Origin of the sequence: Nocardiopsis sp. NPDC006938 (genome assembly GCF_042869555.1) — a bacterium.
In the GTDB taxonomy this organism is placed as follows: domain Bacteria; phylum Actinomycetota; class Actinomycetes; order Streptosporangiales; family Streptosporangiaceae; genus Nocardiopsis.
Window position 1 is genome coordinate 24,814 of the sequence record NZ_JBIAGA010000017.1, and the last position, 26,867, is coordinate 51,680.

28 protein-coding genes and 1 tRNA gene are annotated in these 26,867 nt (G+C 71.6%); 13 read left to right on the forward strand and 16 right to left on the reverse strand.

The genetic code is table 11. The features are described from left to right. Positions 1 to 306 precede the first annotated feature (306 nt). From ACFYL4_RS22285 to ACFYL4_RS22310, 6 genes are all read left to right on the forward strand, one after another. On the forward strand, positions 307 to 924 hold the full coding sequence (locus tag ACFYL4_RS22285) for an ATP-binding protein (RefSeq protein ID WP_387520600.1): 618 nt from the start codon (positions 307 to 309) through the stop codon (positions 922 to 924). Further along, on the forward strand, positions 924 to 1,244 hold the full coding sequence (locus ACFYL4_RS22290) for a hypothetical protein (RefSeq protein WP_387520601.1): 321 nt from the start codon (positions 924 to 926) through the stop codon (positions 1,242 to 1,244). The genes ACFYL4_RS22285 and ACFYL4_RS22290 overlap by 1 nt, the downstream gene beginning before the upstream one ends. 102 nt (positions 1,245 to 1,346) lie before the next feature. Beyond that, a complete protein-coding gene (locus ACFYL4_RS22295) occupies positions 1,347 to 1,889 on the forward strand; it encodes an ATP-binding protein (protein WP_387520604.1) in 543 nt (180 codons plus the stop codon). Positions 1,890 to 2,029: 140 nt separating this feature from the next. After that, positions 2,030 to 2,383, forward strand: a complete 354-nt coding sequence (locus ACFYL4_RS22300; protein ID WP_387520606.1) for a hypothetical protein — start codon at positions 2,030 to 2,032, stop codon at positions 2,381 to 2,383. Between the two features lie 185 nt (positions 2,384 to 2,568). Next, positions 2,569 to 2,913 (forward strand): PadR family transcriptional regulator, encoded by a 345-nt coding sequence (locus ACFYL4_RS22305; RefSeq protein WP_357760384.1) that lies wholly within the window; start codon positions 2,569 to 2,571, stop codon positions 2,911 to 2,913. Further along, complete coding sequence (locus tag ACFYL4_RS22310; protein WP_387520610.1) at positions 2,906 to 3,886, forward strand: permease prefix domain 1-containing protein; 981 nt, start codon at positions 2,906 to 2,908, stop codon at positions 3,884 to 3,886. The genes ACFYL4_RS22305 and ACFYL4_RS22310 overlap by 8 nt, the downstream gene beginning before the upstream one ends. 119 nt (positions 3,887 to 4,005) lie before the next feature. On the opposite strand, the gene ACFYL4_RS22315 is transcribed toward ACFYL4_RS22310, so the two are convergent. The 5 genes from ACFYL4_RS22315 to ACFYL4_RS22335 all read right to left on the reverse strand — a co-directional run bounded on the left by ACFYL4_RS22315 (position 4,006) and on the right by ACFYL4_RS22335 (position 9,867). Then, complete coding sequence (locus ACFYL4_RS22315; RefSeq protein WP_387520612.1) at positions 4,006 to 5,367, reverse strand: GntP family permease; 1,362 nt, start codon at positions 5,365 to 5,367, stop codon at positions 4,006 to 4,008. Between the two features lie 33 nt (positions 5,368 to 5,400). Next, complete coding sequence (locus ACFYL4_RS22320) at positions 5,401 to 6,612, reverse strand: glycerate kinase (protein WP_387520615.1); 1,212 nt, start codon at positions 6,610 to 6,612, stop codon at positions 5,401 to 5,403. Between the two features lie 52 nt (positions 6,613 to 6,664). Further along, positions 6,665 to 7,768 carry a sugar diacid recognition domain-containing protein gene (locus tag ACFYL4_RS22325; RefSeq protein ID WP_357760371.1) on the reverse strand — a complete coding sequence of 368 codons (1,104 nt, stop codon included), beginning with the start codon at positions 7,766 to 7,768 and terminating at the stop codon, positions 6,665 to 6,667. Positions 7,769 to 8,063: 295 nt separating this feature from the next. After that, complete coding sequence (locus tag ACFYL4_RS22330) at positions 8,064 to 8,537, reverse strand: hypothetical protein (RefSeq protein WP_387520617.1); 474 nt, start codon at positions 8,535 to 8,537, stop codon at positions 8,064 to 8,066. Further along, positions 8,527 to 9,867: an MFS transporter gene (locus ACFYL4_RS22335; RefSeq protein WP_387520620.1), complete on the reverse strand. Its 1,341-nt coding sequence runs from the start codon at positions 9,865 to 9,867 to the stop codon at positions 8,527 to 8,529. Before ACFYL4_RS22335 ends, ACFYL4_RS22330 begins: the two co-directional genes overlap by 11 nt. An 84-nt stretch (positions 9,868 to 9,951) precedes the next feature. On the opposite strand from ACFYL4_RS22335, the gene ACFYL4_RS22340 reads away from it, so the two are divergent. Further along, positions 9,952 to 10,956: a helix-turn-helix domain-containing protein gene (locus tag ACFYL4_RS22340; RefSeq protein ID WP_357760367.1), complete on the forward strand. Its 1,005-nt coding sequence runs from the start codon at positions 9,952 to 9,954 to the stop codon at positions 10,954 to 10,956. 182 nt (positions 10,957 to 11,138) lie between these two features. Further along, complete coding sequence (locus tag ACFYL4_RS22345; RefSeq protein WP_357760364.1) at positions 11,139 to 12,341, forward strand: ATP-binding protein; 1,203 nt, start codon at positions 11,139 to 11,141, stop codon at positions 12,339 to 12,341. A 40-nt stretch (positions 12,342 to 12,381) separates the two neighbouring features. Here ACFYL4_RS22345 and ACFYL4_RS22350 read toward each other — a convergent pair whose 3' ends face one another. From ACFYL4_RS22350 to ACFYL4_RS22385, 8 genes are all read right to left on the reverse strand, one after another. Continuing rightward, positions 12,382 to 13,128: a GIDE domain-containing protein gene (locus ACFYL4_RS22350; RefSeq protein ID WP_357760361.1), complete on the reverse strand. Its 747-nt coding sequence runs from the start codon at positions 13,126 to 13,128 to the stop codon at positions 12,382 to 12,384. Between the two features lie 54 nt (positions 13,129 to 13,182). Next, positions 13,183 to 13,533, reverse strand: a complete 351-nt coding sequence (mnhG, locus tag ACFYL4_RS22355) for a monovalent cation/H(+) antiporter subunit G (RefSeq protein WP_357760358.1) — start codon at positions 13,531 to 13,533, stop codon at positions 13,183 to 13,185. After that, on the reverse strand, positions 13,530 to 13,787 hold the full coding sequence (locus tag ACFYL4_RS22360; RefSeq protein WP_387520624.1) for a monovalent cation/H+ antiporter complex subunit F: 258 nt from the start codon (positions 13,785 to 13,787) through the stop codon (positions 13,530 to 13,532). The genes mnhG and ACFYL4_RS22360 overlap by 4 nt, the downstream gene beginning before the upstream one ends. Continuing rightward, positions 13,787 to 14,161, reverse strand: coding sequence for a Na+/H+ antiporter subunit E (locus ACFYL4_RS22365; RefSeq protein ID WP_357760352.1), 375 nt, complete (start codon positions 14,159 to 14,161; stop codon positions 13,787 to 13,789). Before ACFYL4_RS22365 ends, ACFYL4_RS22360 begins: the two co-directional genes overlap by 1 nt. Next, entirely contained in the window at positions 14,158 to 15,711 is a 1,554-nt protein-coding gene (locus ACFYL4_RS22370; protein ID WP_357760349.1) for a monovalent cation/H+ antiporter subunit D family protein, read from the reverse strand. Before ACFYL4_RS22370 ends, ACFYL4_RS22365 begins: the two co-directional genes overlap by 4 nt. Continuing rightward, positions 15,708 to 16,016: a cation:proton antiporter subunit C gene (locus ACFYL4_RS22375; RefSeq protein ID WP_357760346.1), complete on the reverse strand. Its 309-nt coding sequence runs from the start codon at positions 16,014 to 16,016 to the stop codon at positions 15,708 to 15,710. Before ACFYL4_RS22375 ends, ACFYL4_RS22370 begins: the two co-directional genes overlap by 4 nt. Next, complete coding sequence (locus tag ACFYL4_RS22380; protein ID WP_387520628.1) at positions 16,013 to 18,856, reverse strand: DUF4040 family protein; 2,844 nt, start codon at positions 18,854 to 18,856, stop codon at positions 16,013 to 16,015. The genes ACFYL4_RS22375 and ACFYL4_RS22380 overlap by 4 nt, the downstream gene beginning before the upstream one ends. A 281-nt stretch (positions 18,857 to 19,137) precedes the next feature. Continuing rightward, positions 19,138 to 19,371: a hypothetical protein gene (locus ACFYL4_RS22385; RefSeq protein WP_387520631.1), complete on the reverse strand. Its 234-nt coding sequence runs from the start codon at positions 19,369 to 19,371 to the stop codon at positions 19,138 to 19,140. 210 nt (positions 19,372 to 19,581) lie between these two features. Here ACFYL4_RS22385 and ACFYL4_RS22390 point away from each other — a divergent pair, with 210 nt between their 5' ends. Both ACFYL4_RS22390 and ACFYL4_RS22395 read left to right on the forward strand, forming a co-directional pair. Next, positions 19,582 to 19,974, forward strand: coding sequence for a VOC family protein (locus ACFYL4_RS22390; RefSeq protein WP_357760337.1), 393 nt, complete (start codon positions 19,582 to 19,584; stop codon positions 19,972 to 19,974). Between the two features lie 350 nt (positions 19,975 to 20,324). Further along, a tRNA-Lys gene (locus ACFYL4_RS22395) sits at positions 20,325 to 20,397 on the forward strand. A 174-nt stretch (positions 20,398 to 20,571) separates the two neighbouring features. On the opposite strand, the gene ACFYL4_RS22400 is transcribed toward ACFYL4_RS22395, so the two are convergent. Beyond that, positions 20,572 to 21,009: a hypothetical protein gene (locus tag ACFYL4_RS22400; protein WP_357760334.1), complete on the reverse strand. Its 438-nt coding sequence runs from the start codon at positions 21,007 to 21,009 to the stop codon at positions 20,572 to 20,574. Positions 21,010 to 21,900: 891 nt separating this feature from the next. Here ACFYL4_RS22400 and ACFYL4_RS22405 point away from each other — a divergent pair. Further along, positions 21,901 to 22,509, forward strand: a complete 609-nt coding sequence (locus ACFYL4_RS22405; RefSeq protein WP_357760331.1) for a helix-turn-helix domain-containing protein — start codon at positions 21,901 to 21,903, stop codon at positions 22,507 to 22,509. 146 nt (positions 22,510 to 22,655) lie between these two features. Continuing rightward, positions 22,656 to 22,916 carry a PspC domain-containing protein gene (locus tag ACFYL4_RS22410; RefSeq protein WP_357760328.1) on the forward strand — a complete coding sequence of 87 codons (261 nt, stop codon included), beginning with the start codon at positions 22,656 to 22,658 and terminating at the stop codon, positions 22,914 to 22,916. A 127-nt stretch (positions 22,917 to 23,043) separates the two neighbouring features. Here the strand turns inward: ACFYL4_RS22410 and ACFYL4_RS22415 are convergent, their stop codons facing one another. After that, a complete protein-coding gene (locus ACFYL4_RS22415) occupies positions 23,044 to 24,360 on the reverse strand; it encodes an MFS transporter (protein ID WP_387520635.1) in 1,317 nt (438 codons plus the stop codon). Between the two features lie 479 nt (positions 24,361 to 24,839). Then, positions 24,840 to 25,190: a metallopeptidase family protein gene (locus ACFYL4_RS22420; RefSeq protein ID WP_357760325.1), complete on the reverse strand. Its 351-nt coding sequence runs from the start codon at positions 25,188 to 25,190 to the stop codon at positions 24,840 to 24,842. A gap of 96 nt (positions 25,191 to 25,286) precedes the next feature. Here ACFYL4_RS22420 and ACFYL4_RS22425 point away from each other — a divergent pair, with 96 nt between their 5' ends. Continuing rightward, the gene (locus ACFYL4_RS22425; protein ID WP_357760424.1) at positions 25,287 to 26,819 is read left to right on the forward strand and encodes a metallophosphoesterase; all 1,533 of its coding nucleotides are present in this window, start codon (positions 25,287 to 25,289) and stop codon (positions 26,817 to 26,819) included. Positions 26,820 to 26,867: the final 48 nt, after the last annotated feature.

The window sequence follows — 26,867 nt, forward strand, 5'->3', positions numbered from 1 at the left end:
GGTGTCTCACCAGAAGCCCAGCCGGTTTCCCGCCCGGCACTGTCCGTACCGGAGGTGTGCGCTGATGGCGCCCCGTTACCTGAAACTCTGCGAGCTGGCGTGTACCCGCTACCTCGCGTCCGAGGCGATACGTCGCCGTCGCCCTAGGCAGGCGGCCCGTGTGCGGGCTTTTGCCGCGAACCCCCGCCGCCACCCGTCCGGCTCTTGGGTCCCTGTGGTCCCTTCTCCCCGGCGGCCGATCGACGCGGTGCCGGTGGAGGTCCTGCGGGCCGTCCTGGCTGGGTTGCGGCGTTTGGTGGTGGTCCCGTGAGGCCCGCTCCGCCGTTCTCGCCCGAACTGGCCCGCCGTGAGGTGGTGGCTCCGGTGGCGAGTTTCATCAAGCCGTTCCACTCGCACTACTTCTCCCGCACCGTGGGACCCCCCTACCGCAAACGGCAGTACTCCTTCGCCGGACTCCCCGGGCTGATGCCGCTGGTCCGCGCGTTCTTGGACACCAGCGCGGCGGAGCGGTGTGAGGAGTACCAGTTCCTGTTCACCCTCCTCGGGTCAGAGTTGGCGAACAACGCGATCGTCCACTCACGCTCGAGTGAACGCGGCAGTACGTACAGGCTCACTGTGGATCGGGGTGCGAAGGGGATGACGTTGATCTGCCGCGACCAGGGCAGCCGCCTGCCCCAGGAGAAGGGCACCTTCACCGCCGCGACCTTCGCCGACATCGAAGCCGGAACCGCCACCGGCCGAGGTCTGGCGCTGATCGACGCGCTCGCGGACCGGTGGGGCGACAACGGCGACCCCAAGTTCCGCCAGGTGTGGTTCTTCCTGGCCTACGACCTCACCGACAACCCATGGATGCAGATCGACACCGAAGACACCAAAACCGCCGACGACGCCGAGGACATCGGCAAGAACGAGGTGGAGTGCTGATGTTGGACATCGACACCAGGGACCTGCTCGCGTGCGCCGGAGACGCCCTCACCGCCCCCGGGCACTTGACTCCCGCGCAGGTGGACGTGTGGCACAACCACACCCTGCGCAACCGCATCCCCATGATCCAGGAGGCGCTGCGTATCGCCCGCGAAGAAGGCGACGCCGAACGGGCCATGCAGTTGATCGACCAGGCGGTACACGACTACCCCGCCCCCACCCGGATTCCTGGGAACAGGCCGGTACCGGGGTCCCGGCTGCTCTCCCGCCGTCACCGCGCTGATCACCTGGACGACCCGGAGCCCCCGACCGCCGCCTGAAGCCTGGCGAAGGCGTTCATGAAAAAGGCTCTGGCGGGTGCTGTCACACCCCCAGAGCAGGCCGACAACCCACACTCCGATGAAGAGAAAGCGATTGCCGACATGGCCATTGTGCCGCACACCCGCGCCCTCAACCACACGGTCGCCCCGCCCGAGCCCGCGTTGCGGTGGGAGTGCCGGGTCTATCCCGGGAAGCTCTCCCACACCAGCCGGGTCCGCACCGACCTGGACACTGACCTCAACCGCCTGCTCACCCTCCCGTCCGAGGTGCGGGAGGAGATGGTGTTGTGCGTGAGCGAGATGTTCGCCAACGCCTGCGAGCACTCCCGCTCGGGACAGGACCCGGACGGCAGGGTGGTCCGCACCCTGGAGATGCCGGTCCCGGGGCTGGTGAGGGTGTCGATCATCGATGACGGCACCCGGACGGACACCATGGTGGACTCCCTCTCGAGGGTTCCGCGCAGGCGGACCAAGCGCGAATGGGAGCAGGCCGAACGCGGCCGTGGCCTGCTCATGGTCGGCCACCTCGCGTCCCGGTGGGGGTTCCGGCCGGTGCTGGACTTCCCCTTCTGCCAGGGGCTGGGCACGGTCATCTGGGCCGAGTTCACCCTCCCGGCCTCGGCCACCGCAGGGGGCACCCGATGACCAGCGCGCAGGTCAGTACTCAGGTGCGGTCGGTTCTGACCGCTCCCCGAGGCCACCGCTTCACCCGACCGGCCGGGCGTCCCCTGCGGGCCCTCCCGGTTCCGCCGAAGGCACCCCAGGCGGAGGCAACACGTTCGGAGATGCCCTGGGAGGAGACCCATCAAGCCCGACAGGAACGCCTGCCCCGTCAGATGCACGGCAACCCCCGGGTCGCGTACATGCTGCAACACGGACCGGTCCCGCACTGGGTCAAGGTCGCCCGCCACCACCGCGAACAAGCCGCTCGCGAAGCCCGACAGGCCGCCGCCGACGCCCGAGCCGAGCTGACCGAGACGGAACCGCAGCCCACCGTCCGCACCCGGGGCCGCCACCGGGCACCCCGCCGCTGGTGGGGATGGCCCGCCACCGCCATCGCAGTCGCCCTCCTCCACGGACAGACCGCCATGGAAACCCTGGGAGCGAGCCTGGCACCCGACATCGGCATCCCGATCTGACTCAAGAGGAGGGTCGCGCCCGGTGAGGTCACCGGGCTCCACGCCGGCCCGTGGCTCCGGAGGCCGGGCTTGGCTGCCTGGGGAGGTTCCGACCGTGGTCGGGGCCTCCCCTTCGTTCGTCCGTGTCGCACTCCGATGTGGTGTGCGATTGACGATGGTGTGTGTCGCACACTATCGTGTGAGTCATGAAGGACGACGAGCTGCTGTCCGGACACCTCCAGGAACTCCGGAGGGGCACGGTCGTGTTGGCCTGCCTCGCCACCCTGGGGCGGCCCCACTACGGCTACGCCCTGCTGGAAACCCTGGAGAAGGCAGGGTTCCCGGTGGACGGCAACACCCTGTACCCGCTGCTGCGGCGGCTGGAGAAACAGGGGCTGCTGACCAGCGAGTGGAACACCGAGGAGGCGCGGCCGCGCAAGTTCTACCAGGTCAGCCCGCAGGGGCGGACGGTGTTGGAACGGATGTCGCACGAATGGCGGGTGCTGGACGACGCGATCAGCGCCCTAGGACAGGGAGAACCCCGTGAGTGACCAGACCAGATCCACCCTCACCGACCGCTACGTGTGGTCCGTGACCCGCCACCTGGGCCCCGACACCGGCCCGGACGTGGCCCGCGAACTGCGCGGCTCCATCCAGGACGCGGTCGAGGCCGCCGTCGAGGCCGGGGTCGACCCGGAGCGCGCCGAACGGGAGGCCCTCACCGAGCTGGGCGACCCGGACCAGCTCGCCCGCGAGTACGGCGAACGCCCCCGGTACCTCATCGGCCCCGGTGTGTACCCGGAGTACGTCCGTTTGCTCCGGGCACTTCTCGCGGTCCTGCTGCCCCTCACCCTCGCCCTGGTGCTGATCGAAGGGTTCGTCTCCGCCTCCTCCGACCCCGGCGACGTCGTCCTGGGCCCCCTCGTGGCGCTCCTGGCCGTCACCGTGCACGTCAGCTTCTGGGTCACCCTGGCCTACGCGGTCATCGAGTGGGCGCGTCCGGCCGACGCCCGGGACCGGCCCCTCCTCGCCTGGGACACCGCCCAACTGCCCGAGGAACCGGCACGCGGGGTCGGCGCGGGGGAGAGCCTTCTCCACGCGGCCGTCACCGTCCTGATGATCGCGCTCCTGGCCTGGCAGCTCACCGGCGTCTCCAACCCGGACACACAGCTACAGGTTCTCAACCCCGACCTCTCCCTGCTTTGGGTCGCGCTGCTGGTCGGACCGTTCCTGGTCGAGGCCGTGGTGCTGCTCGCCGCCTGGCGGGTCGGCCGCTGGACCCCGGCGCTGGCCGTGGGCAACGTGCTCGCCAGCGCCACCTGGGCGGTGGTCGCCGTGTGGCTGCTCCTGCGCGGCGACCTGATCGTCCCCGACCTCCCCGAGCGGATCGGCGCGGTCTTCGGCGTCGCCGCCGACTGGTCGGTGGCGCCCCTCCCGCTCGCGGTCGCGGTGATCGCCCTCAGCGCCTGGGAGATCGTCTCCTGCCTGCGCAGGTCCCTCCGGTCCGGGGCCGCACCGGCCTGACCCGCGCCCCGCGCACGCGAAAGGGGCCCGAACGGACGACTCCCCTCGGGAGCGCCCGCTCGGGCCCCTCGTCGTCTGACCGCCTGCACCCGGTCAGCCCCGCCCGTGGGCGGTGTTCGTTACAGCAGGAACAGGCCGAGCACCCACACCGCGACGAAGGCGGCGACACCCTCGATGAGGGTGGCCAGGGTGAGGGTCCGGTACGCGGTCGCGACCGGGATACGGCTCAGCTGCGAGACGACCCAGAAGTAGGAGTCGTTGGCGTGCGAGACCACCATCGCGCCCGCGCCGATCGCCAGCACGGACAGGACCATGCCCTCCGTTGAGGCCAGACCCAGCGAACCGAGCATGGGGGCGAGCATCGCGGACGTGCTCACGATCGACACCGTCGAGGAGCCCTGCGCGGTCTTGAGCGCGGCGGCGATCAGGAACGGCACCGCGAGGCCCAGACCCAGGTTGCTCAGGCTCACCGAGAGGAAGTCGGTGAGCGGCGAGGCGGCGAGCACGCCACCGAAGGCCGCACCGGCACCGGTGATGAGCAGGATCGGACCGGCCAGGCGGACGGCGTCGTACATCTGCTCGTTGAAGCGGGCGAGCTTGCCGTGGCCGCGCAGCAGCGTGACGGAGGCGAGCAGGCCGATCGCCAGGGCGATCACCGGGGTACCGACGAAGGCCAGGATCTCGAACGCGAAACCGTTGCCGATGGGCCGCGACGGCAGCTGCACGATCGAGCCGACGCAGATGAGGATCAGCGGCAGCAGGATCGGGAAGAACGCCAGGAACCCGTTGGGCAGGCGGCCGTAGCTCGCCCGCAGCTCGTCGTAGGACTGGTCGGAGATGTCGGTCTCGGTCTCGGCGGGCAGCGGCGTGAACTCCTTGCGGGAGTGCAGGCTCGCGAAGATCAGACCGGCGATCGCGGCGACGAGGGCGACCGGCAGACCGAGCATGATGATCATGCCGAGGTCGCTGGTGACACCGAGGTTCTCGGCGGCGGCCAGCGGACCCGGAGTCGGCGGGACCAGGGTGTGCGTGGCGTACAGGCCGGTCATCAGCGCGATCGAGGTGGCCAGGGCGGACACCCCGGTGCGCACCGTGATGGCCTTGCGCAGCGAGTTCAGGATGACGTACCCGGAGTCACAGAACACCGGGATGGAGACGATGTAGCCGATGAGGGACATCGTCAGGTTCGGGAACCGGGTGCCGAGGACCTTGATCAGGCCCTCCGCCATCGCGATCGCGGCGCCGGAGCGCTCCAGGACCACACCGATCATCGTTCCGAAGAGGATGACCAGACCGATGTTGCCGAGCGTGCCGCCGAACGAGGCGGTGATGGTCGGGACGATCTCGGCCAGCGGCAGCCGGTACATGAAGGCGCCGAGGATGGCGGCGCCCATCAGGGCGAGGAAGGGACTGATCTTCCACCTGGCGGTGGCGAGCACGATGCCCACCACGAGCAGGAGGAGGATGGCGAGGTTTATCACGGAAGTTGTTCCTTAGCGAAGGCCGGGACGAGATCAGACCGGCCGGGTGGGGAGGATGACGCGACAGCAGTTGAACGCCGTCCAGGTGATGGCGGAGACGGCCCCGTCCCGCATCTCGTCCAGGGTCCGGGGGCCCTGGGCGATCGAGAACGCCGCCGTGATCCCGGAGCGGCGGAGCTCGTCGGGACCGACGGACACACTTCCGGCGATCACCACGACGGGCACGTTTTCGGGGGTGAGGCGGCGGACCGCGTCGACGACCTTCCCACCCAGGGACTGGCTGTCGAAGCGGCCCTCGCCGGTGAGGACGAGGTCGGCGCGGGAGAGCAGCTCCTGCGCCCCCAGGACCTCGGCGACCATGCGGGAGCCGGGCAGGACCTCGGCTCCGAGCAGGGCGGTGAGGGTCACGGGCATGCCGCCGGCGGCGCCCATGCCGGGCACGTCCCGCAGGTCGTCGCCGGTGCTCTTGGCGAGGACCTCGGCCAGCCGGTCCAGGCCCGCGTCGAGCACGCGCACGTCCTCGGGGTCGGCGCCCTTCTGCGGACCGAAGACGGCGGCGGCGCCGCGCGGGCCGACCAGCGGGTTGGTGACGTCGCACGCCACCCGCCAGCGGACGGAGCGGGCGCGCGGGTCCAGCCGGTCCAGGTCGAGGGAGGCGAGATCGCCGAGGCGGCCGCCCCCGTCGGGCAGCTCCGCGCCGTCCGCGTCGAGGAAGCGCACACCGAGCGCGCTGAGCATGCCGGTGCCGCCGTCGGTGGAGGCCGAACCGCCGATGCACAGGAGGATCTCCACGACACCCCGGTCGAGCAGCTCGGTGACGATACGGCCGACCCCTCGACTGCTCGCGGCGCGCGGCCGGAGGGGGACGTCGGCGACGCCGGGCAGGCCGTTGGCCTCGGCGGCCTCGATGACACCGGTGGTGCCGTCGGGCGAGACGCCGAAGCGGGCCCGGGTGGGGCGGCCGAGGGCGTCGGTGGTCTCCACCGAGAGCGGTTCCGTGCCCCAGGCGCCCAGCAGGGCGTCGAGGGTGCCCTCACCGCCGTCGGCGAAGGGCAGGGTGGTGACGGAGACGCGCAGTCCGCGATCGGCGTAGGCGTCGCGGACCCCGCGCGCCATCGCCTCGGCGACCTGGACGGCGGAGGCGCTCCCCTTGAACGAGTCGGGAATCACCACGACCCGGGTGGCCGGGGGCGCGTCGGCGGCCTCGTCATGCTCATGCAACTCGGTGGACATGAGCGAGATCATAGAATTCGGTTCGGTGCATTTCGACGGTGGAGCGCCCTGTCTTCCTGGGGCTTTATGTCGGAATTATATGCGAAATGCCCAGTGCTGCCTCCGCGTACAGGCACATGTGCACTGTGGTGAGGTGATCCGGGCGCCGGATGTCCAGGCCAGTGGCCTCACGAACCCGGTCCACGCGCTGGAGCAGTGTGTTGCGGTGCACGAAGACGGCGTCGGAGGCCTCGCGCATGGAGACGGCCGACGCCATCGCGAGGACGGTCCCGCGCTGCGCCGGGCTCAGGGCCGAGGTGCGCGCGGACATGCGGGCCAGGGTCCGCCGGGGCAGGTGGGCCACGGACACCGCGATCTCCCGCGACCACGGGCCGGGGCGCTCGATGCTCGGGATCAGCCCCGCGTACCGGCACAGCGCCCGCGACTCCTCGGCGTAGGACATGAGCGCGTCCACGTCGTCCGTGGCCGGGGTGCGCGTGTGGCGGCTGTCCGGGGGCAGCTCCAGTGCGTCGGCGGCCGGAAGACGGCCGGTACCGATGACCCACAGCGCTCCGTGCAGGACGGCCGCCCGCCGCCCGCTGCGCGAGTTCACCCTGGCCGCGGCGGCCTCCGCCAGCTGAGGGGGAGCGACCCCGCCGCCCGGCCTCGGGGCGGCGGCCGCCCACAGGGCCAGCGACCACGGCGGGGCGAGCCCGGCCGCCGCCAGCCGCGCACGGGCGTCGTCCGAACGCGTCGTCCCCGAGCTCAGCGCCGCCACCAGATCGCGGCCTTCAGTGTGCCGCCTGCTCACGGCGTCCTGCTCGTACTCCTGGGAGATGAGCAACTGCACGGTGAGCGCCACCACCCGGGCCAGGTCCTCCACCTCGCGGGGGTTGCCGGTGACCCCGACGACCCCGCGCAGCTCGCCGTCGATCACCAGCGGCTCGTTGGCGCCCGGGCGGTCGGAGGTGCCCGGTTCGGGCACCGTCACCAGCACGCTGCGCCGTTCGGCGATCACCCGCTGCGCCCCGTGGTGCAGGCTCCCGACCCGCGACGGGTCCATGCACGCGATGATCGTGCCGTGCTCGTCCATCACGTTGATGTTGTGGCTGATGGTCGGCGCGATGACGTCGACCACCCGTTGGGCGAGTTCGCTGCTCAGCGGCGCCCGCCGACGGTCTCCGGTCATGTCCGCAAGCCTAACGGCGCCGGTGCCGGAAAGGGGTGTTCCGTGTCCCTTCCCGGTGATGGGTCCGCCCTCGCCACGACCGCGCGCGAAGCCCCGTTCCCATGGGCTTCGCGACGACGCTCGGTGTCCCGGACCGGCTCGGGACACCGCGCGGAGCCGCTCCCCCGGCAGGGAGGGATCGGGCTTCCCGTGTCCGAGACCCCGTCCCGACGGTGCCCGAGGAGGGCCGTGTGCGTCACCTGGAGGACTTCATGCCGCGCGCGCAACGAGCCCGACGCGGGTTGACCGCACGCCCTCACCGGATCGGGCCGCGACGGCGGCCCCGGGCCCAGCGGGCCCACAGCAGAGCCTGGGTCGCGGGGACGGCCAGGGAGACCGCCACCAAGGCCGCGCCGAAGAGCCACTCCCGGGAGCCGTCCGGGCCGTAGACGCGGCTGGAGGCACCCGCGTCCGTCGCGGGGACGGGTTCGCCCACCCGGCAGGTCGCGGGCCCGGCGGCGTGCAGGTCGACGTTCCTGGCAGGCCCGCCGTCGTTCGCGGCGAAGGTCCCGGCGCAGACGCACGACGTGTGTCCGGGATGCCGTACGCAGGAGAGGTCGTCGGCGGTGAACGTTCCCTGGACACCCTCGCCCCGGGCGGCCCTCATCCCCTGGGCGACCCCGGCCAGGCCCACGTACGCCAGGGTCGCGGCCAGCACCATCAGGACCAGTGTGAACGCCACGGAGGGGCGTCGGGCGGCCTCGGCGCCCCTCGCGGCATCACGCGGCACGGTCACCCTCCTCGGGGCGGTCACCCTTCTGGGCACGGTCACCTTCCTCGGGGCGGGCGATCCGCAGGGCGAGCGGCGCCGCCAGCGCGCACAGCGCCGCCGCGACCAGCCACACCGCGCCGTACCCTCCGGTCAGGTCCCGGACGAGACCGCCGAAGACGGCCATGGCCCCCGCGCCCGCCTGGTGCGCGGCGCCCACCCAGCCGAAGACGACGGCCCCGTCCGCGCCGAAGACTCGGCGGCACAGCAGGATGGTCGGAGGCACGGTCGCCACGTCCAGGAGCCCGAACACCACCACGAACGCGACGATCGCCACCCCCGCCTCCGGTCCGAGCAGCGCGGGCAGCGACACCAGCAGTAGCCCGCGCCCCCCGTAGTAGAGGGCCAGCAGGAGGCGCGGGTCGACCCGGTCGGTCAGCCACCCGGACAGCACCGTGCCCGCCAGGGAGAACACACCGACCGCCGACACCAGCGCGGCGGCCGTCGTCACCGCCATGCCCTGGTCGCGCGCGGCCGGGACGAAGTGGGTCCACAAGAGACCGTTGGTGCTGGCGCCGCAGACCGCGAACGTCGCGGCGACCACCCAGAACCGCCGGTCCCGCGCCGACGCGTACAGGACCCGCAACGCCCGTGTGGCGGCCCCCCGCTCCGGTGCGGGCCGGGGCACGTCTTCCGTGGCCCCGTACGGACGCAACCCCAGATCGGCGGGGTGGTCGCGCAGGACCAGGGCCACGAGGAGCGCCGTCACCGTGGCGGTCAGGGCCAGTGTGACCACGGCCGGGCGCCACCCCTGCTGGTCCACGATCCACGCCAGGGCGGGCAGGAAGACCAGCTGGCCGAAGGCGCTCGCCCCGGTCAGCGCACCGACCACCAGGCCCCGCCGCCGCGTGAACCAGTGGTGCGCGACCGTCGCGGCGAAGGTCATCGACAGGGAACCGGTGCCCGCGCCGACCAGGAACCCCCAGTAGAGGGTCAGCTGCCAGGACGCGGTCATCAGGGTGGTCAGCCCGGCTCCCGCCACGACCACCGCCAGCGCGGCCACGGCCACGCGGCGGAGGCCGAACCGGTCGGTCAGGGCGGCCGCGAACGGCGCGACCAGGCCGTAGAGGAGCATGTTGACGGACGCGGCCAGGCCGATCGATCCGCGCGACCACCCGTACTCGTCGTGCAGGGGTTCCATGAGCAGACCGGGCACGGCGGCGAAGGCCGCCGCGGCCACGATGGTCAGCCCCGCGACGAGGGCCGTCACCCAGGCGCGGTGGACGGTCACGCGACGGCGCCGGGCACCGGCGGGGCGCGGAGGACTCGGTGTGTCGGTGGTGTGCGGCATGGTTCCAGCCTCGTGTCCGGAGCCGGAAGCGGACAGTGGCCGAAATGACAACAAACGAAAGAATCAGGCCATAGGATCGGGCGCATGAGCGTCTTCGTCCACCCCGGCCGCCACCGCGTGGCCGTGTTCGTCCGCCACGGGGTGCTGCCCATGGAGGCCGGGATCGTCCACCGTCTCTTCGGCCGCGCCCGCACACCGGACGGGCGGCCGCCCTACGAGGTGGTCACCTGCGCCCTGGAACCCGGGGTGGTCACCACCGACACGGACCTCACCCTCAACGTCCGCCACGGCCCCGAAGCCCTCGACGAGGCCGACACCGTGGTCCTTCCCGCCGCGGAGGAGGACTACGGGGAACGCCCGCACGACCCGGTCCGCCCCGCGCTCGCCGCCGCCCTCGCCCGGGTCGGGGCGCGGACGCGGGTGGCCTCCGTCTGCTCGGCGGCGTTCGTGCTCGCCGCCGTCGGCCTCCTCGACGGCTGCCGGGTCACCACCCACTGGATGTCCGCCGGGTACTTCCGCGCGATGTACCCGGGCGTCGAACTCGACCCGGACGTGCTCTACACCGACAACGGGCGCGTGCTCACCTCGGCGGGCGTGGCCTCCGGCACCGACCTGTGCCTGCACATGATCCGTACCGACCACGGCGCCGCCGTGGCCAACGAGGTGGCCCGCAACACCGTGGTGCCCCCGCACCGCGACGGCGGGCAGGCCCAGTACGTGCGCCTGCCGGTGCCCGCCCCGGAGCGGTCCTCCACCGGCCGCGCCCGGGAGTGGGCCCAGAACCACCTGCACCTCCAGCCGAGCCTGGCCGACCTCGCCGAGCGGGAGGCGATGAGCGTGCGCACGTTCACCCGCCGCTTCCGGGAGGAGACCGGACTGTCACCGGGACGCTGGCTCGCGCTGCGCAGGCTGGACCTGGCCCGCGAGCTCCTGGAGGGGACGGACCTCCCGGTGGAGCGGGTCGCGGAACGGGCCGGGTTCGGCAGCGCCGTCTCCCTGCGCCAGCACGTGCACGCCGAGCTCGGGGTCTCGCCCAGCGCCTACCGCCGCACCTTCCGGGGGCCGGGAGGCGTACCGGTGCGCCCCTGAACCCCCGGTCCTCGCGGGCGCGGGTCGTCGCGGGCGCGGGTCGTCGTGGACGTGGGCACTCGTGGACGTGGGCACTCGCGGGTGCGGTCCGTCGTGGGAACGGACCAGTGCGGGCGCGGGTCGCGGCGCGCCGGTTCGCGAACGCGTGCGGGATCGGCGGCGAGAGTGGGCATGATGCCGACATGGATCGAGTCCTGCCCCCGACGTGGCGTCCGGCCAGCGAGGCCGACCTGGAGGCGGCCCTCAACGAGGGCGCGTTCACCGAGACCCCCAAACGCGAGGCCAAACAACAGCTCAGAGGCTCCAAGGACCAGGCCAAGGACATGGCGTCCTTCGCGATCGACGGCGGGCTGATCGTGGTCGGCGTGCGCGAGGTCAAGGCGGAGGGGCGGTTCGCGCTGGCGCCGGTCGCCTGGGTCGACCAGATCCTGGAGACCCCGGCCCGGATCGCCGCCTCCGCCTGCGACCCCCCGCTCCAGGTGTCGGTGGAGTGGCTGGAGAGCGAGCGCCCCGGGCACGGCTACCTGCTCATCGAGGTGCCCGCCTCCCCGCTCGCCCCGCACATGGCGGGGGGCGCCTACTACGGTCGCGGCGACCGGGAGAAGCGGCGCCTGTCCGACGCCGAGGTGGAGCGGCTCATCCGGGCCAGGGACACCTCGCTGGACGTGGTGCGCGCCGCCCTGCGCGAGCGGGTGGACAAGGACCCCTTCCCCGAGGGGACGCTGGCGCACCTGCACCTGGTGGCGCTGCCCTCACGGCGCGTCCCCGGGATGTTCAAGGCCTGGACGGCCGCGGAGGACGCCCGCCCGCTGCTGTTCGACCTGGTCCGCGACGGGGTGACGCGGCGGACCAGGGACCGGGCCGGACCGGCGTCCCGGGTGTCGCCGGTCCTCGGGGAACTCGCCTCGGGGTTCCGCACCGCCGGAGGGGTGGGGATCGCCAGCCAGCTCGCCACGTCGTCGATGGTGGTCCGGGAGGAACGCGACCTGCGCTTCGTCGTCCGCGAACGGGGAGAGGTGTCGCTGTACTGCGGACGCGCGGCGGCCCGGACCGACGGCCGGTACCTGTTCTTCGACGGAGCCCTGGCCTACCGGGTGCGGGCCTTCCTCGACCTGCTCGGCAGCCTCTCCGAGGACGCCGGGTACGGCGGCGGGTGGGACGTGGGGGTGGCGGTCACCAACACCCACGGGATGTCCGCCTGGGGCGGGGAGAACGGTTCCGCGCCGGGGACGGAGTACGACGCCGACCGCTACGAACAGGTCACCCGGGTTCCCCGGCTGGAGCTGGAGAAGCCCGGCAGCGCCACCGACCGCCTGGTGGGAGAGCTGCTGCGGTCGCTGGGCAACGCCTCGGCCCACACGGACCTGCTCACCGACCCGGAGTGAGCCGGGCCGGTGAGAGGACGCGGGCGCGCGTCGCACCGGGTCACAGGAGCCACACCGTGGCCGCGAGAGAGCCGAGGAAGGCCGCCCCGGCGAGCACCTGCCGGGTCCGGTGCGCGTCGCGGAGCTGCGGCGCGGTGCGCGTCGACAACAGCAGGTACCCGTCGGGGGAACTCGCGACCACGGCCTCCCCGTTCCAGCCGTACGAGACGCCGCTGACCAGCAGACGGGTCCCCGGCGGTACCGACCACTCCCGGTAGGAGCGGCCGGCGGCGGAGTGCTCGTACCCGGCCGCCCCCGGCTCGCCTCCGGCCACCCGGCACCCGGGCGCGCCCTCCTCCAGGGAGTCGGCCACGAAGGAGTCGTGGGTACGGGCGACCCCGTCCGCCACGGCCCCGCGCGGATAGCACCACGCCCTCCCCGTCCTGTCCTGGAGACGGAAGGGCGCATCGCTCTGTTCCGCCGCGACCAGGGTCGTGCGCAGCCGCGCGTAGCGGGAACGCTCGTCCGGTCGGTGCTCCCACACCTCGGTCCGGTACCAGACGCACCCGGCCCCGGAGTAGGGCGCGGTCAGCGGCCCCGAAACCCCGGGGACGGCGTTGCCGTCGACCACGATCGCCGTACCGGAGCGGGGGAGGTCCCGCAGCGGGGGGTCCTGGGCGCCGTGCGGCCTCAGGACCCCCGCGCGGGCGCGCGTCACCCGGGCGAAGAGCAGACCGGTGAGCACGCTGGCCAGCAGGGACAGGAGCTGGAACGCGGTGCGCGCCCCGCCGACGAACAGGTCATCCATGGTCGCGACCTCCCGCACCGGTGACCGGCACCCGGCCACCGGCACGGAATGCGGTCAGCCCCCCTCCCCGTCGCTCGGGCCGGTCTCGGCGAGGTCGTCGCGCCTGGTCGCGGGAGACAGGGGAGTTCCCGCCAGGTATCCGGCGCGCGCCAGGGCGTTGCCCCCCACCGCGGCGGTGGCCAGCTGCACCAGCAGCGCCAGCCCGATCTTGAGCGCGTTCTCCACCGAGGGGAACCACAGCAGCAGACCGAGCATGAGCAGGGGGACGCCCAGCCCGGCGGCGATCGACACCCCGTGCAGCCGCGAGTAGAAGTCGCGCAGGCGCACGAGGCCCAGGGCCCCCACCGCGAAGACGGCCGCCCCCGCGACCACACAGGCCACGGCCAGCGTCTGGAGCGTGGTCATCGTTTGCCTCCGGAGATCAGTCGGGCCAGGGACAGGGCGGACAGGAACCCCACGAGCGCGCACACCAGCACGATGTCGACCACTAGCGCGGAGTCGATACGAAGGCCGAGGGCGATGACGAGTCCGACGAAGCCGAGGAAGACCACGTCGGCCCCGGCCGCCCGGTCGGCCCCCCGGGGGCCCGTGAGGATGCGGTGGGCGGCCACCGCCATGGACACCCCAAGCAGCAGCAGGGCGATGTCGACGGGATGCATCAGGAGTCCTCCCCCTGGTCGGTGCCCCTGGGCCCGTCGGCGCGCGTCAGGCTCAGGAGGTAGTCCTCCATCTGGCGGATGTCGTCGAAGAAGGCCGGTTCGTCGGCGGTGAACATGCCGTGCACCCACAGGGTGGGCGGGTCCGTACGGGTGGCCACGGTCACCGTTCCGGGGGTCAGGGAGACCATGTTGGCGACGGCCGTGATCTCCAGGTCGGTGCGGCAGCGCAGCGGCACCTCCAGCACCGCCGGAACCGACGCGCTGCCGGGGGTGAGGACGTCCCGGGCGACCTGCCACGTGGCGGTCACCACCCGGGCGCCGTAGAAGAACGGGAACCACACGAGCCGCAGGGCCCTGCGCGGGTAGGAGGTCATCGGTTCGTCACCGCCTCGACGTAGGTGGAGGTGTCCAACAGGTGGGCGGCGGCCTGCGCGCTCAGGTCGAGCAGGACCTGGGCGCCCAGACCGACGACGAGGGTGACGCCGGTCAGAGCCACGGCGGGCAGCACCAGGCCGGTGCGCATCCTCGTGGGGGCCGGAGCCGTCGGGGCCGTCACGCCCCCTTCACCGGACAGGGCGATCCCGGTGGCGGGGACGGACCCTGGTCCGGGCCCCGCTCCGGAGCCGGTCCCGGACCCCGGATCGGGACCCCAGAACACCGAACCCCAGATCTTGAGCATCGACATCAGGGTGATGAGGCTGACGGCGACGGCGATCGCGGCGACCGCCCACTGACCGTCGTCGAGCGCGGCCGCCACCAGGGTGAGCTTGGCGACGAACCCGGAGAAGGGCGGCAGCCCGGCCAGGGACAGCGCCGCGCCCAGGAACGCGAACGCCAGCAGCGGCTCCCGACGCGCCAGCCCGCCCAGCCGGTCGAGGGCGCCCGTGCCGTGCGTGTGCTCGACGGCACCGGTGGACAGGAACAGGGACGCCTTCACCACCATGTGGTGGACGAGGTAGAAGATGCCCGCCACCAGCCCCAGTTCGGTGAACAGGGCCACGCCGAGCAGGATGTAGCCGATCTGGCTCACCATGTGGAAGACCAGGATCGAGCGGGTGGTGTTCTCGCCCACCGCCCCCAGGACGCCGATGAGCATGGTCGCCGAGAACAGCACCAGGCCCACCCACAGCAGCGAGGCCTCACCGTCGAACACCACGGCGTAGAGGCGGTAGATCGCGTAGATGGCGACCTTGGTGTGCAGCCCCGAGAACAGGGCGGTCACCGCGGGGGAGGGCGCCGTGTACGTGCGCACCAGCCAACCGTGCACCGGCACGACGGCCGCCTTGACCGCCATCGCCAACAGCACCACACCCATGGCGACCGCGACCACCGGCGACTCCTTCGCCGCCCCGGCGAGCTCGCCCAGCTGCACGGTCCCGGCGGTGCCGTAGACCAGGGCCACGCCCGCGAGGAACACGGTCGAGGTCAGCAGGTTGAGGGCGACGTAGGTCCGCCCCCCGCGCAGGCCGCGCAGTGTCCCGGCGATCGCCATCAGCCCGTAGGAGGGCAGCAGCATCACCTCGACGAACACGAAGAGGTTGAACAGGTCGCCGGTGAGCAGGGCGCCGTACACCCCCGCCGACAGAACCAGCACCAAAGTCGGGAGGAAGCGGCGTTCGGTCTCGCCGGTGGCCACGGCGAAGGCCGAGCACACCAGCACCAGCAACGCGGTGGTGGTCACCATCAGCGCGGCGAAGGTGTCGGCGACGAAGGGGATGGACACCCCGGCGGGCCACAGGCCCACCTGGTGGGCGTACACCTGTCCCTCGCGGGTGGCCCAGAGCAGCGCGGCGCCCGCCGCGAACGCGAACCCGCTGGTCCCCAGGAACAGCGCGCGGGCCAACGGCCGCGCGAGGGGCAGGACCAGCAGCGCGGCGCTCAGGAGCGGCACCGCGACCAGTACGGGCAGGAGAACGGGGATCATGAGGCGTCCTCGGTATCGTCGCCCTCACCCGTCGCGGCGAGAGTGAGCATGTAGATGGTGATGGAGAAGGCGATGACGATCGCCGTGAGCACGAACGCCTGCGGTAGGGGGTCGGCCATGTCGGCGACGGAGCCCTGCCCCAGCAGCGGCGCGCCCCGCTGGAAGACCCCGCCCGCCGACATCAGCAGGAGGTTCGCTCCATGGCTGAGCAGGACGAAGCCCAGGACGACGCGGACCATGCCGCGTTGCAGGATGAGGTAGACGGCTCCGGCGATCAGGACGCCGATCGTGAGGGCCAGGGTCATCGGGTTCCTCCGGTGGCCGGATCGTGCCGGACGGTGTCGGGTGCGCGGTGTGCCTCGGCCTGGAGGGGTCCGACCCGGCCGCGCCGGGGCATCCCCAGCTGGTTGAGCGCGGTCAGCAGCACGCCGACCACGGCCAGGTAGACACCCACGTCGAAGACGAGCGCGCTCGTGAAGTGGTAGTAGCCGCCCCACGGCAGCGGGATCTCCGCGTGCAGGGGCCGCAGGAAGGAGCCGTCGGCGTACCCGAGCAACCCGGTGACGGCGGCGGTGAGCACGCCCGCGGCGATGAGGACCGGGTAGGCCAGGCGGATACGGGCGGCCGACGCGCTGGGCGCCGCCAGGTAGGCCAGGGCGAGGGCGGAGCCGCCGACCAGGCCGGAGATGAACCCTCCGCCCGGCGCGTTGTGCCCGCGCATCAGCAGGTAGACCGACCACAGCACCAGCAGCGGGACCAGCCAGCGCGCCACGGTGCGCATGATCACCGTGTTGTCGACGGAGTTCCAGACCGGGCTGGAACCCGGTGCCGCCGACGCGGCCCCGCCGTTCGAGAGGAGGCCGGACGACCGCAGGACCGCGATGATGATCAGACCGGCCACCCCCAGGACCGTGAGCTCGCCCAGGGTGTCCAGGGCCCGGTAGTCGACCAGGATCGTGTTGACCACGTTGGTCCCGCCGGTGTCCTCGGGCGCGTTGGCGAGCAGGTGCTCACTGACGGCCGAGGGCTCCCTACGGCCCGTCAGCAGGTAGGCGCCCAACGCCGCCACGGTCCCGGCGGTCAGCGCGATCACGGCGGTGACGGCCGTGCGCGAGCGGCTGACCCGGTGGAACTCCCGGGGGAGCCGACGCAGGACGAGGACCGCCACGACCACCGTCAGGACCTCCACCAGCAACTGGGTCAGGGCCACGTCGACGGCGCCGAGGAACACGAACCACAGGGCGGTGGCGAACCCGGCCACGCCGACCAGCGCCAGGGCGGCCATCCGCGAGCGGGTCACCACCGAGGTGAGCACCGCGACCGCCGTCAGCGCCACCAGGAGCCAGTCCAGGGCCCGGGAGGTGGGGGCGGGCGAGACCCCGTAGTCCAGGCCAAGCCCGGACACCACGGCGGCGAGCACCGCCAGCAGCACGAACGGCACGACCAGGTGACGGGTGGGCGCGTCGGTACGGGTCAGGTCGCCCACGCGTCTGCCGAGGGCGATGACCCCCGCGTGCGCGTGCTCGAAGACGGCCGTTCCCCGGACGGGGAGCAGCCGGTACCCGGAGATCCGCTCCCCGCACCGCGAGGCCCAGGTCACGAGCGCGCCGAGGAGCACGGCGGCCGCCGACATCCCCAGCGCCGGGTTGAGCCCGTGCCACAGGGCCAGGCCCGCGTCGGCGGGGGCCAGGGCGGCGTCCCCGGCGGCCCGGCCGATGGCCGGGTTCAGCGCGGTGACCGCCAGCCCCAGGACCAGGCCCGCCCCGGCGGCGACCACGGGTGCCGCCAACAGCGCCACACCGCCCTCACGGGGCGGCTCCACCCCCGGACGGCGCCGGTCACCGCCCCCGAAGGCCATGTACACGAACCGGAAGGCGTAGGCGAAGGTCAACGACGCGGCGACGACCGAGACCGCTCCGGCCACCGGCCCGGCCCAGACGGGCCCCGGCGCGTGGAGCAGCGCCTCGAACAGGTTCTCCTTGCTGACGAACCCCAGCAGGGGCGGCACCCCCGCCATGGACAGCGCGGCCAGCGCGCTCACCGTCGCGGTCACGGGCATCGTCCGGCGCAGACCGCCCAGCTCCCGCAGGTCGCGGGTCCCCGTCTGGTGGTCGATCACGCCCACCGACATGAACAGGGCGGACTTGAACAGCGCGTGCGCCACGGTGTGCACGGCGGCGGCGACCAGCGCCTGCGGGGTGCCCACACCGATGACCGCGACGAGGAACCCGAGCTGGCTCACCGTGGAGTAGGCGGTGAGTTCCTTCAGGTCGTCGCGTTGCAGCGCCAGGACCGCGCCGATTACGGCGGTGGTCAGACCCACGACGACCAGGGTCGTGCCCCAGACGGCGTTGTCGGTGAAGGCGGGGGAGAAGCGCATCGCCAGGTAGACACCGGCCTTGACCATCGCCGCCGCGTGCAGGTAGGCGCTCACCGGGGTGCTCGCGGCCATGGCGTCGGGAAGCCAGTAGTGGAAGGGGAACTGGGCCGACTTGGTGAACACCGCGACGATGACCAGCACGGCCAGGACGGTGGTGAAGACGGTGTCCTGGGTCCAGGACGGGTCGGCCAGGATCTCGCTCAGGCGGGTCGTGCCGGTGCGCACCCACAGGAGCACCACCGCGGTCAGCAGCGCCAGACCGCCCATGGCGGTCAGCAGGAACGTGCGGATCGCCGGGCGGACCGCCCCCGGCCCGGACAGGCCGATCAGGTAGAAGGAGCAGATCGTGGTGAGCTCCCAGAACACGAAGAGCAGGACCACGTCGTCGGCCAGGACCAGACCGGTCATCGCCAGCGCGAAGGCGCTCATCAGGACGTAGAAGCCGGTCCGGCGCCCGGGCGGGAAGTAGCGCGTGGAGTAGGCCATGACCAGCGCGCCCACGCCGAGTACGAGCACGCAGAACAACCAGGCCAGGCCGTCCATGCGCAGGTGCAGCCCCACGCCGAGCGCGGGCATCCAGGGCAGCGACGCCTCCAGCACGCGGTCGTGGTTCCACAGGGGCGGGCCCTGGGCGAGGACCCACAACGCGGCCAGGGCCAGCACCAGGGCGACCGGCCACCCCGTGGCACGGCCCAGCAGGCGGTCCAGCAACGGGACGAACAGGGTGATGGCGGTGAGTACGACAAGGAGGAGGATCAGCAGCACGCCGCTGTCCTTTCAACGGTTGCGCCCCGGTCCCCGGGCGTGTGCGGGCACACGTCGGAAACGGCCGTACCCGCGCAGGGGCGGAGCACGGTCGGCGTTGGTGAACAGGGGTGAAGGAGGGCACGCCACACGTGCCCCGGGGCACGACGGTGAGCGCGAGGTCGCGACGCCTACGTCAGGGACCGGGCACGGGTGTGGAGCGGCGCGGTGCCTGACCGGCGCGCGGACACGCGACGATCGTCATGCGGAGAAGAGAAGACGCCTCGACGGAGGCGGAGGGGTCAGCTGCGTCCGGGCGGGCAGGAGCTGAGCTCACCGTGGGCGTTGGTGCCCCACGAGGTGGAGTAGCCGTTGGTTCCCAGGGGGTAGGGGTTGCGCACGAGCACCTTGAGGCGCTCGGCGAAGCGCGAACGCCCCACACGGGAATAGGCGGGCAGAGCACGGTAGGACGCGTGCTCCGCGAGAGAGGACGAACGAGGATGCGTCGAGGGGATCGCGGTCACCGACGGGGACATCACGACACCTCCTCAGACAACTCGGAACATCACAGCGCGCCCGACTCTACCAGCAGCCGGTTCGCGCGCACCAGAGGAGGCCGCGGCGCGCGCGTGGGACGGCGCGTCGGGGGCCGGTCGCGGAGCGCGCGGCCCCTACCGGGCCGGGGTGTGGGATGCCAGGACGACTGAGGGCGGGCCGACGCCCCACACCGACCGAAGGGGCCCGACATGGTCAGCAGGTTCACGGAGCTCGCGATCGACTGCGCCGATCCGCAAGCGCTCGCCCGGTTCTGGTGCGCGGTCCTCGACTACCAGGTGCGTGACGACCGGCCGGAGGAGGGGTTCGTGACCATCGGTGGCGCCGCCGGTGTGGAGGGCACGGAGGGGCCCGGGCCTGTGGCCCCGGTGCTCACGTTCGCACGCGTGCCGGAGGGCAGGGTGGTCAAGAACCGGCTGCACATCGACGTGAACCCCGCCGACCGCGACCAGGACGCGGAGGTCCGGAGGCTGGTCGGGCTGGGCGCCCGCCACGTCGACGTGGGTCAGGGCGACGCGAGCTGGGTGGTGCTCGCCGACCCGGAGGGCAACGAGTTCTGCGTCCTCGCGACCCGCCGCCCCTGAGGGGGTGTCCGGAGCGGTCCGGTCCGCCCTCGAACCGCCGTCCCGGGCCGGAGGGCCGGGGGCGAACCGGGGTCGATGTCTGAGCGCGCGAGGGAGTCGTCAGAATCCGCCGGGCGCCCGAGTGGGGACACGGTGCGAAACGGAATCCGGACCGGATGGACAGGGCGGCGGGCTCCCCGGCGGTTCGGGTGGTTCACCAGACCTTGCACCGCCTTCGCCTCCCCGACCTCGCCACTCAATGGAACCGGGTGGCGGTCGCGGCGGGTGGCCGTGACCGGACGCCGCGACCGCCCACCGCTGCGGTAGAGTTGACCCGGCGACGGCCGGGAGCGGGCTCCGGGTCGAAGCGCGGGCCTCTAGCTCAATTGGCAGAGCAACGGACTTTTAATCCGTGGGTTCAGGGTTCGAGCCCCTGGGGGCCTACTCGATCCATTTCACTGTGGCGAACCTGCTCCTCGGCTTTCGTTGCGCGCTCTCGTGGCGGCCACAGGGGCCTCGTGGTGAGTACACGCTCTGGTGCGGGAAGAAGTGAGGCCCAGGGGGCCTCACCCCTTCCCTTCCTTGTCCTGGCGCGATCACCGCGCGGCTACACGGAACTCAGTACTGGTGGAGTCGGCGCAGCTTCGGACGCGTGCGCAAGACGACGTACACAGCGGTCCACACCACGGCCACGATCAACCCGATCAGGACGCCCCGCCCGAATTCCTGGAGGATCGACGCCTGCTCACCCCCATAAGCCATGACGAAGCAGAACGCCACGAAGAACGCCATGGGAAAGTGGAGGACCGCCTGCGTGATGTAGCGGAACCGCCGATCGCGCACCATTCTCACACCGACACCGACACCACCGGCAGCGATACCTCCGGTCGTGCGTACGGCGCCGACGAAGGCGTCGGCCGGGGCGTCGACCACACGTCCGGCGATACGGCTCATGTCCTGCTCGAACTGGGCGTTCGCTCTGGCTCTGGCAATGTCGTCCTCCAGGCCGGTCACCCGGTACCCGCCGTGGAAGTTGTCCCTGCTGATACGTGCCATGATCGGTTTTCCTACTCCTTCGAGTAGCTCTCGCCATTCCAGCGGTGCTGGTCGGGGATGGAGACGCTTCCGTCGTCGCGGACGGACGCTGTGAGGGAGCCGTGGCGGCTGAACCGATGAGGGTCAGATCGGTACTGGACGGTGACCACGTGCCGTTTTCGTCGCGTCGCACACCCTCGACCTCGTCATAGGCCCCGGTGTGAACGCGTTCGCCGCCGGGCTCGAAGACGGGCACGGTATGTCCGGCGGTGCCGAAGTAGGTGCCCTCGATGGAGTCGTCGCCAGAGCACCCGGCCGGCGCAAGGGCGATGCTGGCAGTGGCAACCGCGGCTGCGGATCAGTTCTCTCGCGTACGCCGACGGCAGCGCGTTCTTCTCCGCGCCGCGGTTATCGTGGTACACGAGGCGAATCTACAGGAAATCACCAGTTCTGGTAGAAGCGATCGAACCCGATACTCCCCGCCTCCATTCCCCGGCCTCGGAAGGCCCGCGTTTCGCGTCATTCCTCTGCCTGGAGTGCGGAATCCAGGCCTGCTCCGACTGGGCGATACCGGCTACGTCGGGCCGCCCGACGTGGTGTTCCGCCGAGCCACACTCCGCCCGTGCCACACTCCGCTCACCCGGCAATCCTGTGATCGCCCAGTTCGAGAACTGGGGAGTCCCGCGCCGTACCGCAGGCCCCAAAGCGGCGGCCTGTACCGGGACGCGGGCGGTTTCGGGGCAGAGCCTGTTCGGCGAGCGGCGGCCTGTACCGGGATGCCGGTCGGCGGTGGTCCGCCGGATGGTCGTGGGCGGGTGAGATGATCACCGGGCGTCCGCTGGGCGCGTGCAAAAATACACATGGAGAAATATTGCGCGCACTGCAATCGTTGTTCGTGCAAGGGGAGGACCTATGGGGCTGCGAGAACGCAAGAAGCTGGCCACGCGCCGGGCTCTGCGGGAGGCCGCCGTGCGGCTCACCCTGGAGCGCGGGCTGGAGAACGTGACCGTCGAGGCCATCTCGGCCGAGGCCGACGTCTCGCCCCGCACCTTCTTCAACTACTTCGCGACCAAGGAGGACGCGCTCCTCGACGACGTCCCCGTCTCCCTCGACGAGGAGGCCCGCGAGGAGTTCGTGGCCGGCGGCCCCACCGGCGTGTTCACCGAGGACCTCGGCGCCCTCCTGATGGCCTCCCTGCTCGTCTCCGGCGACCTCGGCAGACAGCGCGCCGACATCGCCCTGCGACGGCAGCTGATGGACCGTGAACCCCACCTCCTGCCCGGTCTGCTCAGCCGCTTCCACGACGTGGAGCGGAGCGTGGCCTCGGCGATGGCCGAACGCGCCGGGGTCCCCCTCGACGACGCCCGATCCCAGGTGGCCGCGGCGGCCGCCATGGCCGCGACGCGCCAGTCCATGAAGGGCGTCCCCGAACACGAGGAGGGCGTCGACGAGCTCCGCGCCCGTCTCGGCGAGGCCTTCAGGACACTCGGCGACGTCTTCGCCCCCGGCCGACGGGGCTGACCGGCCCCGAGTGTGCCCCAGGTCTCGGGAACGCGCCCGGGGCCAGCGCCGTCGAAGCCACGCGGGACCCTTCGGGGGCGGAAGTCAGGGACCGCCCAGGGCTGTCCCCGATGGGAATCGTCGTCGTCGGAGGGCATGGTGGAGACATGAACGAGAACTTCTCCACCAAGCGCCTCCAGCGCAGCGAGACCGACCGTTTCCTCACCGGCGTCTGCGGCGGCATCGCCGCCTACACCGGTGTGGACTCCACGATCATCCGGATCGTCTTCGTCGTCCTGGCCCTGCTGGGCATGGCCGGCATCCCGATCTACATCCTGGCCTGGCTGCTCATGCCGGCCGAGAGCGAGCAGCGCTCGCTGCTGGAGCAGATCATCCGCAACTTCCAGGGAAAGTCGAGTGACAACTGATGTGGACCCTGCGCGCACACCCGGGGTGGCGGCGGCGCGAGCTGTGCGCCCCACGGGAGGAAAGTCAGAACGACCAGTCCCGTGAGACCTGCTCGCGGAGCACCGCCCCGAACACCGAACCCGCCTCCTAGGAGGCGGCCTCCGACTCGGTCGCCTCCATCCGCTCGATGACCTCCCGGGACATCCGGGACCACGGGATGGCCAGAGCGATCGCGGAGAGCAGGGCGAGCAGCCCGGCGCCGACGATCACCGTGCTGGTGCTGGTGAGCTCCACGAAGTAGCTGGACAGCAGGATTCCCACACCCTGCGCGGCCTGGAGCCCCGAGGCGACCAGGCCGAACGCCAGTCCGCGGCCCTCCTTGGGCACGCACAGGACGAAGGCCGCGTTGGCCACGAACTGGTAGGAGCCTGCCGCACCGCAGAGCGTCAGGGCGGTGATCATCATCCACAGCGGCATGGGGAACACCCACAGCAGCAGGGGGACACAGGTGAGGACCGCCAGCGGGCCGAGCAGACGGGTCCGGGTGGGCGGGGCGATCAGTCGGGTGAGCACGAAGCCGCCGACGAGCGCCCCGATCGACTGGCCCGCCATGATGAACCCGGCGGCGGCCGGACCGGCTCCGGCCTCGTCGGCCATGGGGTTGGCCAGCCCGTAGGGGATCGAGTACAGACCCGCGAGCCAGGCGAGCAGCGCCAGGACGCGCAGCTTGGGGTCGCGGAAGACCAGCTTGGCGCCGTCCCTGGTCATGGCCAGCAGGCCGGGACCCTTCTCACCGGTCTTCTCGCGCGCGGGGGCGGGGCGGGCCCGCACGCCGAACCGCACGATCAGCGCGGACAGGACGAAGAGCACGCCCGTCGACATCAGGGTGATGTTGGGGCTGACGAACGTGACGATCACGCCGCCCGCGATCAGGCCGAGGAGCATCCCGATCTGCGCGGTCAGCTGGATGATCGCTGTGCTGGCCACGTAGCGCTCGCCCTGGACGATCTGGCTGAGCAGCGCCGCCCTGGCGGCGGCGAACGGGATCGACGGCAGGATCGAGACGAACAGCAGCGCCCAGACAGCCCAGATCGGGATGCCGGGGATGCCGACGAGGACGATGACCGCCGCCCGGATCAGGTCGCAGGCCACCATCATCTGACGCCGCGGCAGGATGTCGGCGAGCCCGGAGAACAGCGGTCCGGCGAGGATCGGGGGCAGGAACATGACGGCCAGCGTGATTCCCGCGGCGAACGCGGAGTCGGTCAGCTGGTACACCAGCACGCTGGACGTGATGTTCAGCAGGTTGACGCCGATCACCGACAGGGCGTGGGCCAACCACATGGAGCGGAACTCGGCTATCGCCATGACGTCGCGGTAGCTGCTGCGCCACGCGTTGTCCTGCTTCTTCGGGGACTCGTGGTCTCCGTCACCGGCGGCCTTGTCGAGGCTCGGATTGCCCACCAGGCACTCCCTCACTGTCACAGGGGTGAATCACGCTGTGTCGTGTTCCCCTAACCAACGGTTCCGGAAGTAGGGCGGGCTGGCAAGCGGGTTGGGTGAATTCGTGTCTGATTCGTTGCTCCGAGTAATGTCTCCTGATCTGATTCGGTATCTTCCGTGCGGCCTGCCATCCGGATTGTTTTCCCAGGTGGGTACTGATGCAGGAGAGGTGCGCGCGGCCTCGGGGCATGCCGCGCGGGGGGAGGTGTTCGTTACTCGCCGGAATGGTGTCACTAAAGGGAATCGCGTCCCAGATGGGGCAATTTATGGGACCTTCGGATGATTATTCGCCGATGTGGTCGCTCTGTGTGAGCGTCGACGGATGCCCGGCGCGCCGGCGCGCCGGTGCCGGAGCGCCCGGGGTCACCGGCGCCCTGTGTCAGGTGTGTCCCGTCCACCCGGCGCCCGGTGTGCCGGTTGTCCCGTGCGCGGTTCCCGCCTCAGCCCCAACCGAGCTCCGTCAGACGTGAGTCGTCGATACCGAAGTGGTGCGCGATCTCGTGGACCACGGTGACCAGCACCTCCTCCACGACCTGCTCGGAGGTCGCGCACATGGCGCAGATGTTGCGCCGGTAGATGAAGATCTGGTCCGGGAGCACACCGAAGTACGCGTCGCCCCGCTCGGTCAGCGGAATCCCCTCGTACAGGCCGAGCAGGCCCTCCGGCGACTCCTCCTGGACCGAGATCACGACGTTGTCCATGAGTCGGGCCAGTTCCGGCGGGATCTGGTCCAGGGCGTCGGCCACCAGTTCCTCGAAGTCCCTGCGCGTCAGTTCAACCACGCCTGCCATTGTGCTGCCTCCGCGGGGTTTGGAGGAAGAGACATAACACTCTGGACGGGAGGAAACATTGGGAACGGCTCCAGTCAACGGCATGATGGGGGTGTGTTGTCTTGGGGAGAGATCCGCGCTTACGACTACAAGAGTGCCTTCGAACGGTTCCGCGTGACCCTTCGCCGGTGGCGCTCCGGACGTCTGTGGCGGTGGAGCTGCGTCGTCGCCGCCGGTCTGGTCGGCGGCTGGCTGGGGCTGGCCCTCGGCGGGCAGGTGGTCACGCCGATCGGCCCCGCCGACGTCACCTTCTCCCTGGCGCCCCAGTGGCACGGTGAGACCGTCGTCAACGTCGCACCGCTCGGCCAGCTGGCCTTCGACACCCACGCCGCGCCCCTGCGGCTCGAGGCGACCATCACCGACATCCGGCTGTCCGCCGCCGAGGAGATGTTCGCCGACCCCGACGCCATCAACCGCATGGCGGCCGGGATCGGCGCGGACCTCACGAGCGGTGTGACCGCCCTGCTGCTGCGCTCCCTCCTCGTGGCGGCCCTGGGCGCGACCCTGATGGGCCTGCTGCTGTTCCGGAACGCGTGGCGGGCCCTGGCCAGCGGGGCCACGTCCCTGGTCGTCCTGGTGGGCTGTGGCGGCCTCGCCGGGCTCACCTTCAACCCGAGCGCCATCGCGGAGCCGCGCTACACCGGACTCATCGCGGGCGCCCCACAGGTGGTGGGCAGCGCCGACGACGTCGTCAGCCGGTTCAGCGAGTACCAGGAGCAGCTCGCCGGGCTGGTCGGCAACGTGTCGATGATCTACGAGGCGACGTCGTCCCTGCCCGTGTACGACGACGACGAGTCGGTCATCCGGGTGCTGCACGTGTCGGACATCCAGCTCAACCCGGCGTCGTGGAGCATCATCAACACGCTCCGCGAGCAGTACGGCGTGGACGTGATCGTGGACTCCGGTGACCTGACCGACCGCGGCAGCGCGGCGGAGGACGTCTTCGCCGACGAGATCGGGAAGCTGGACGTTCCCTACGTGTGGGTGCGCGGCCAGCACGACTCCATGGGCACCCAACGCGCGGTGGAGGCCCAACCCAACGCGGTGGTGCTGGACGGGGACGTCGAGGAGGTCGGCGGCCTCACCTTCTACGGAGCGGGCGACCCCCGCTTCACCCCGGACGCCACCCGGCTCAACCCCGACGCCGCCGGAGTGGCCGCGCTGGGCGAGGAGCAGGCGGCCTCCGTCCGGGGCGGCCGGGACGACGTGGACGTCGCGATCCTGCACACACGCACCCAGGCGCTGCCGTTCGACGGCGTGGTCCCGCTGGTCCTGGCCGGGAACGAGCACCTGCGCTCCACGGAGCTCACCGACCTGGGGACCAGGTTCCTCGTCCAGGGGTCCACCGGCGGAGCCGGGCTGCGTGGGCTGGATCACGGGTCCGGTCGGCCGACGCCGTACCAGGCGTCGGTGCTGTACTTCGACGCCGAGACCGGCCGGCTCCAGGCCCGGGACGACATCGACCTCGGCGGGATCGGGCTCACGTCGGCACAGGTCGAGCGGCACATCGAGACCGACCCCGACCGCCGGATCGGTGTGCCGGAGGACGACGGGGACGAGAGCCCGTCGCCGTCGAGGGGCGCGTCGTAGGCTCCGCGTCGTCGCAGGTCCCGCAGGGTTTGTGTGGACTCGGGTATT

Coding starts and splice junctions, on each gene's coding strand:
- ACFYL4_RS22290 (WP_387520601.1), top strand. CDS start 924: ATGTTGGACATCGACACCAGGGACCTGCTCGCGTGCGCCGGAGACGCC.
- ACFYL4_RS22295 (WP_387520604.1), top strand. CDS start 1,347: ATGGCCATTGTGCCGCACACCCGCGCCCTCAACCACACGGTCGCCCCG.
- ACFYL4_RS22300 (WP_387520606.1), top strand. CDS start 2,030: ATGCCCTGGGAGGAGACCCATCAAGCCCGACAGGAACGCCTGCCCCGT.
- ACFYL4_RS22305 (WP_357760384.1), top strand. CDS start 2,569: ATGAAGGACGACGAGCTGCTGTCCGGACACCTCCAGGAACTCCGGAGG.
- ACFYL4_RS22320 (WP_387520615.1), bottom strand. CDS start 6,612: ATGATCTCGCTCATGTCCACCGAGTTGCATGAGCATGACGAGGCCGCC.
- ACFYL4_RS22325 (WP_357760371.1), bottom strand. CDS start 7,768: ATGACCGGAGACCGTCGGCGGGCGCCGCTGAGCAGCGAACTCGCCCAA.
- ACFYL4_RS22335 (WP_387520620.1), bottom strand. CDS start 9,867: ATGCCGCACACCACCGACACACCGAGTCCTCCGCGCCCCGCCGGTGCC.
- ACFYL4_RS22340 (WP_357760367.1), top strand. CDS start 9,952: ATGAGCGTCTTCGTCCACCCCGGCCGCCACCGCGTGGCCGTGTTCGTC.
- ACFYL4_RS22345 (WP_357760364.1), top strand. CDS start 11,139: ATGGATCGAGTCCTGCCCCCGACGTGGCGTCCGGCCAGCGAGGCCGAC.
- ACFYL4_RS22350 (WP_357760361.1), bottom strand. CDS start 13,128: ATGGATGACCTGTTCGTCGGCGGGGCGCGCACCGCGTTCCAGCTCCTG.
- mnhG (WP_357760358.1), bottom strand. CDS start 13,533: ATGACCACGCTCCAGACGCTGGCCGTGGCCTGTGTGGTCGCGGGGGCG.
- ACFYL4_RS22360 (WP_387520624.1), bottom strand. CDS start 13,787: ATGCATCCCGTCGACATCGCCCTGCTGCTGCTTGGGGTGTCCATGGCG.
- ACFYL4_RS22365 (WP_357760352.1), bottom strand. CDS start 14,161: ATGACCTCCTACCCGCGCAGGGCCCTGCGGCTCGTGTGGTTCCCGTTC.
- ACFYL4_RS22370 (WP_357760349.1), bottom strand. CDS start 15,711: ATGATCCCCGTTCTCCTGCCCGTACTGGTCGCGGTGCCGCTCCTGAGC.
- ACFYL4_RS22375 (WP_357760346.1), bottom strand. CDS start 16,016: ATGACCCTGGCCCTCACGATCGGCGTCCTGATCGCCGGAGCCGTCTAC.
- ACFYL4_RS22385 (WP_387520631.1), bottom strand. CDS start 19,371: ATGTCCCCGTCGGTGACCGCGATCCCCTCGACGCATCCTCGTTCGTCC.
- ACFYL4_RS22390 (WP_357760337.1), top strand. CDS start 19,582: ATGGTCAGCAGGTTCACGGAGCTCGCGATCGACTGCGCCGATCCGCAA.
- ACFYL4_RS22400 (WP_357760334.1), bottom strand. CDS start 21,009: ATGGCACGTATCAGCAGGGACAACTTCCACGGCGGGTACCGGGTGACC.
- ACFYL4_RS22405 (WP_357760331.1), top strand. CDS start 21,901: ATGGGGCTGCGAGAACGCAAGAAGCTGGCCACGCGCCGGGCTCTGCGG.
- ACFYL4_RS22410 (WP_357760328.1), top strand. CDS start 22,656: ATGAACGAGAACTTCTCCACCAAGCGCCTCCAGCGCAGCGAGACCGAC.
- ACFYL4_RS22420 (WP_357760325.1), bottom strand. CDS start 25,190: ATGGCAGGCGTGGTTGAACTGACGCGCAGGGACTTCGAGGAACTGGTG.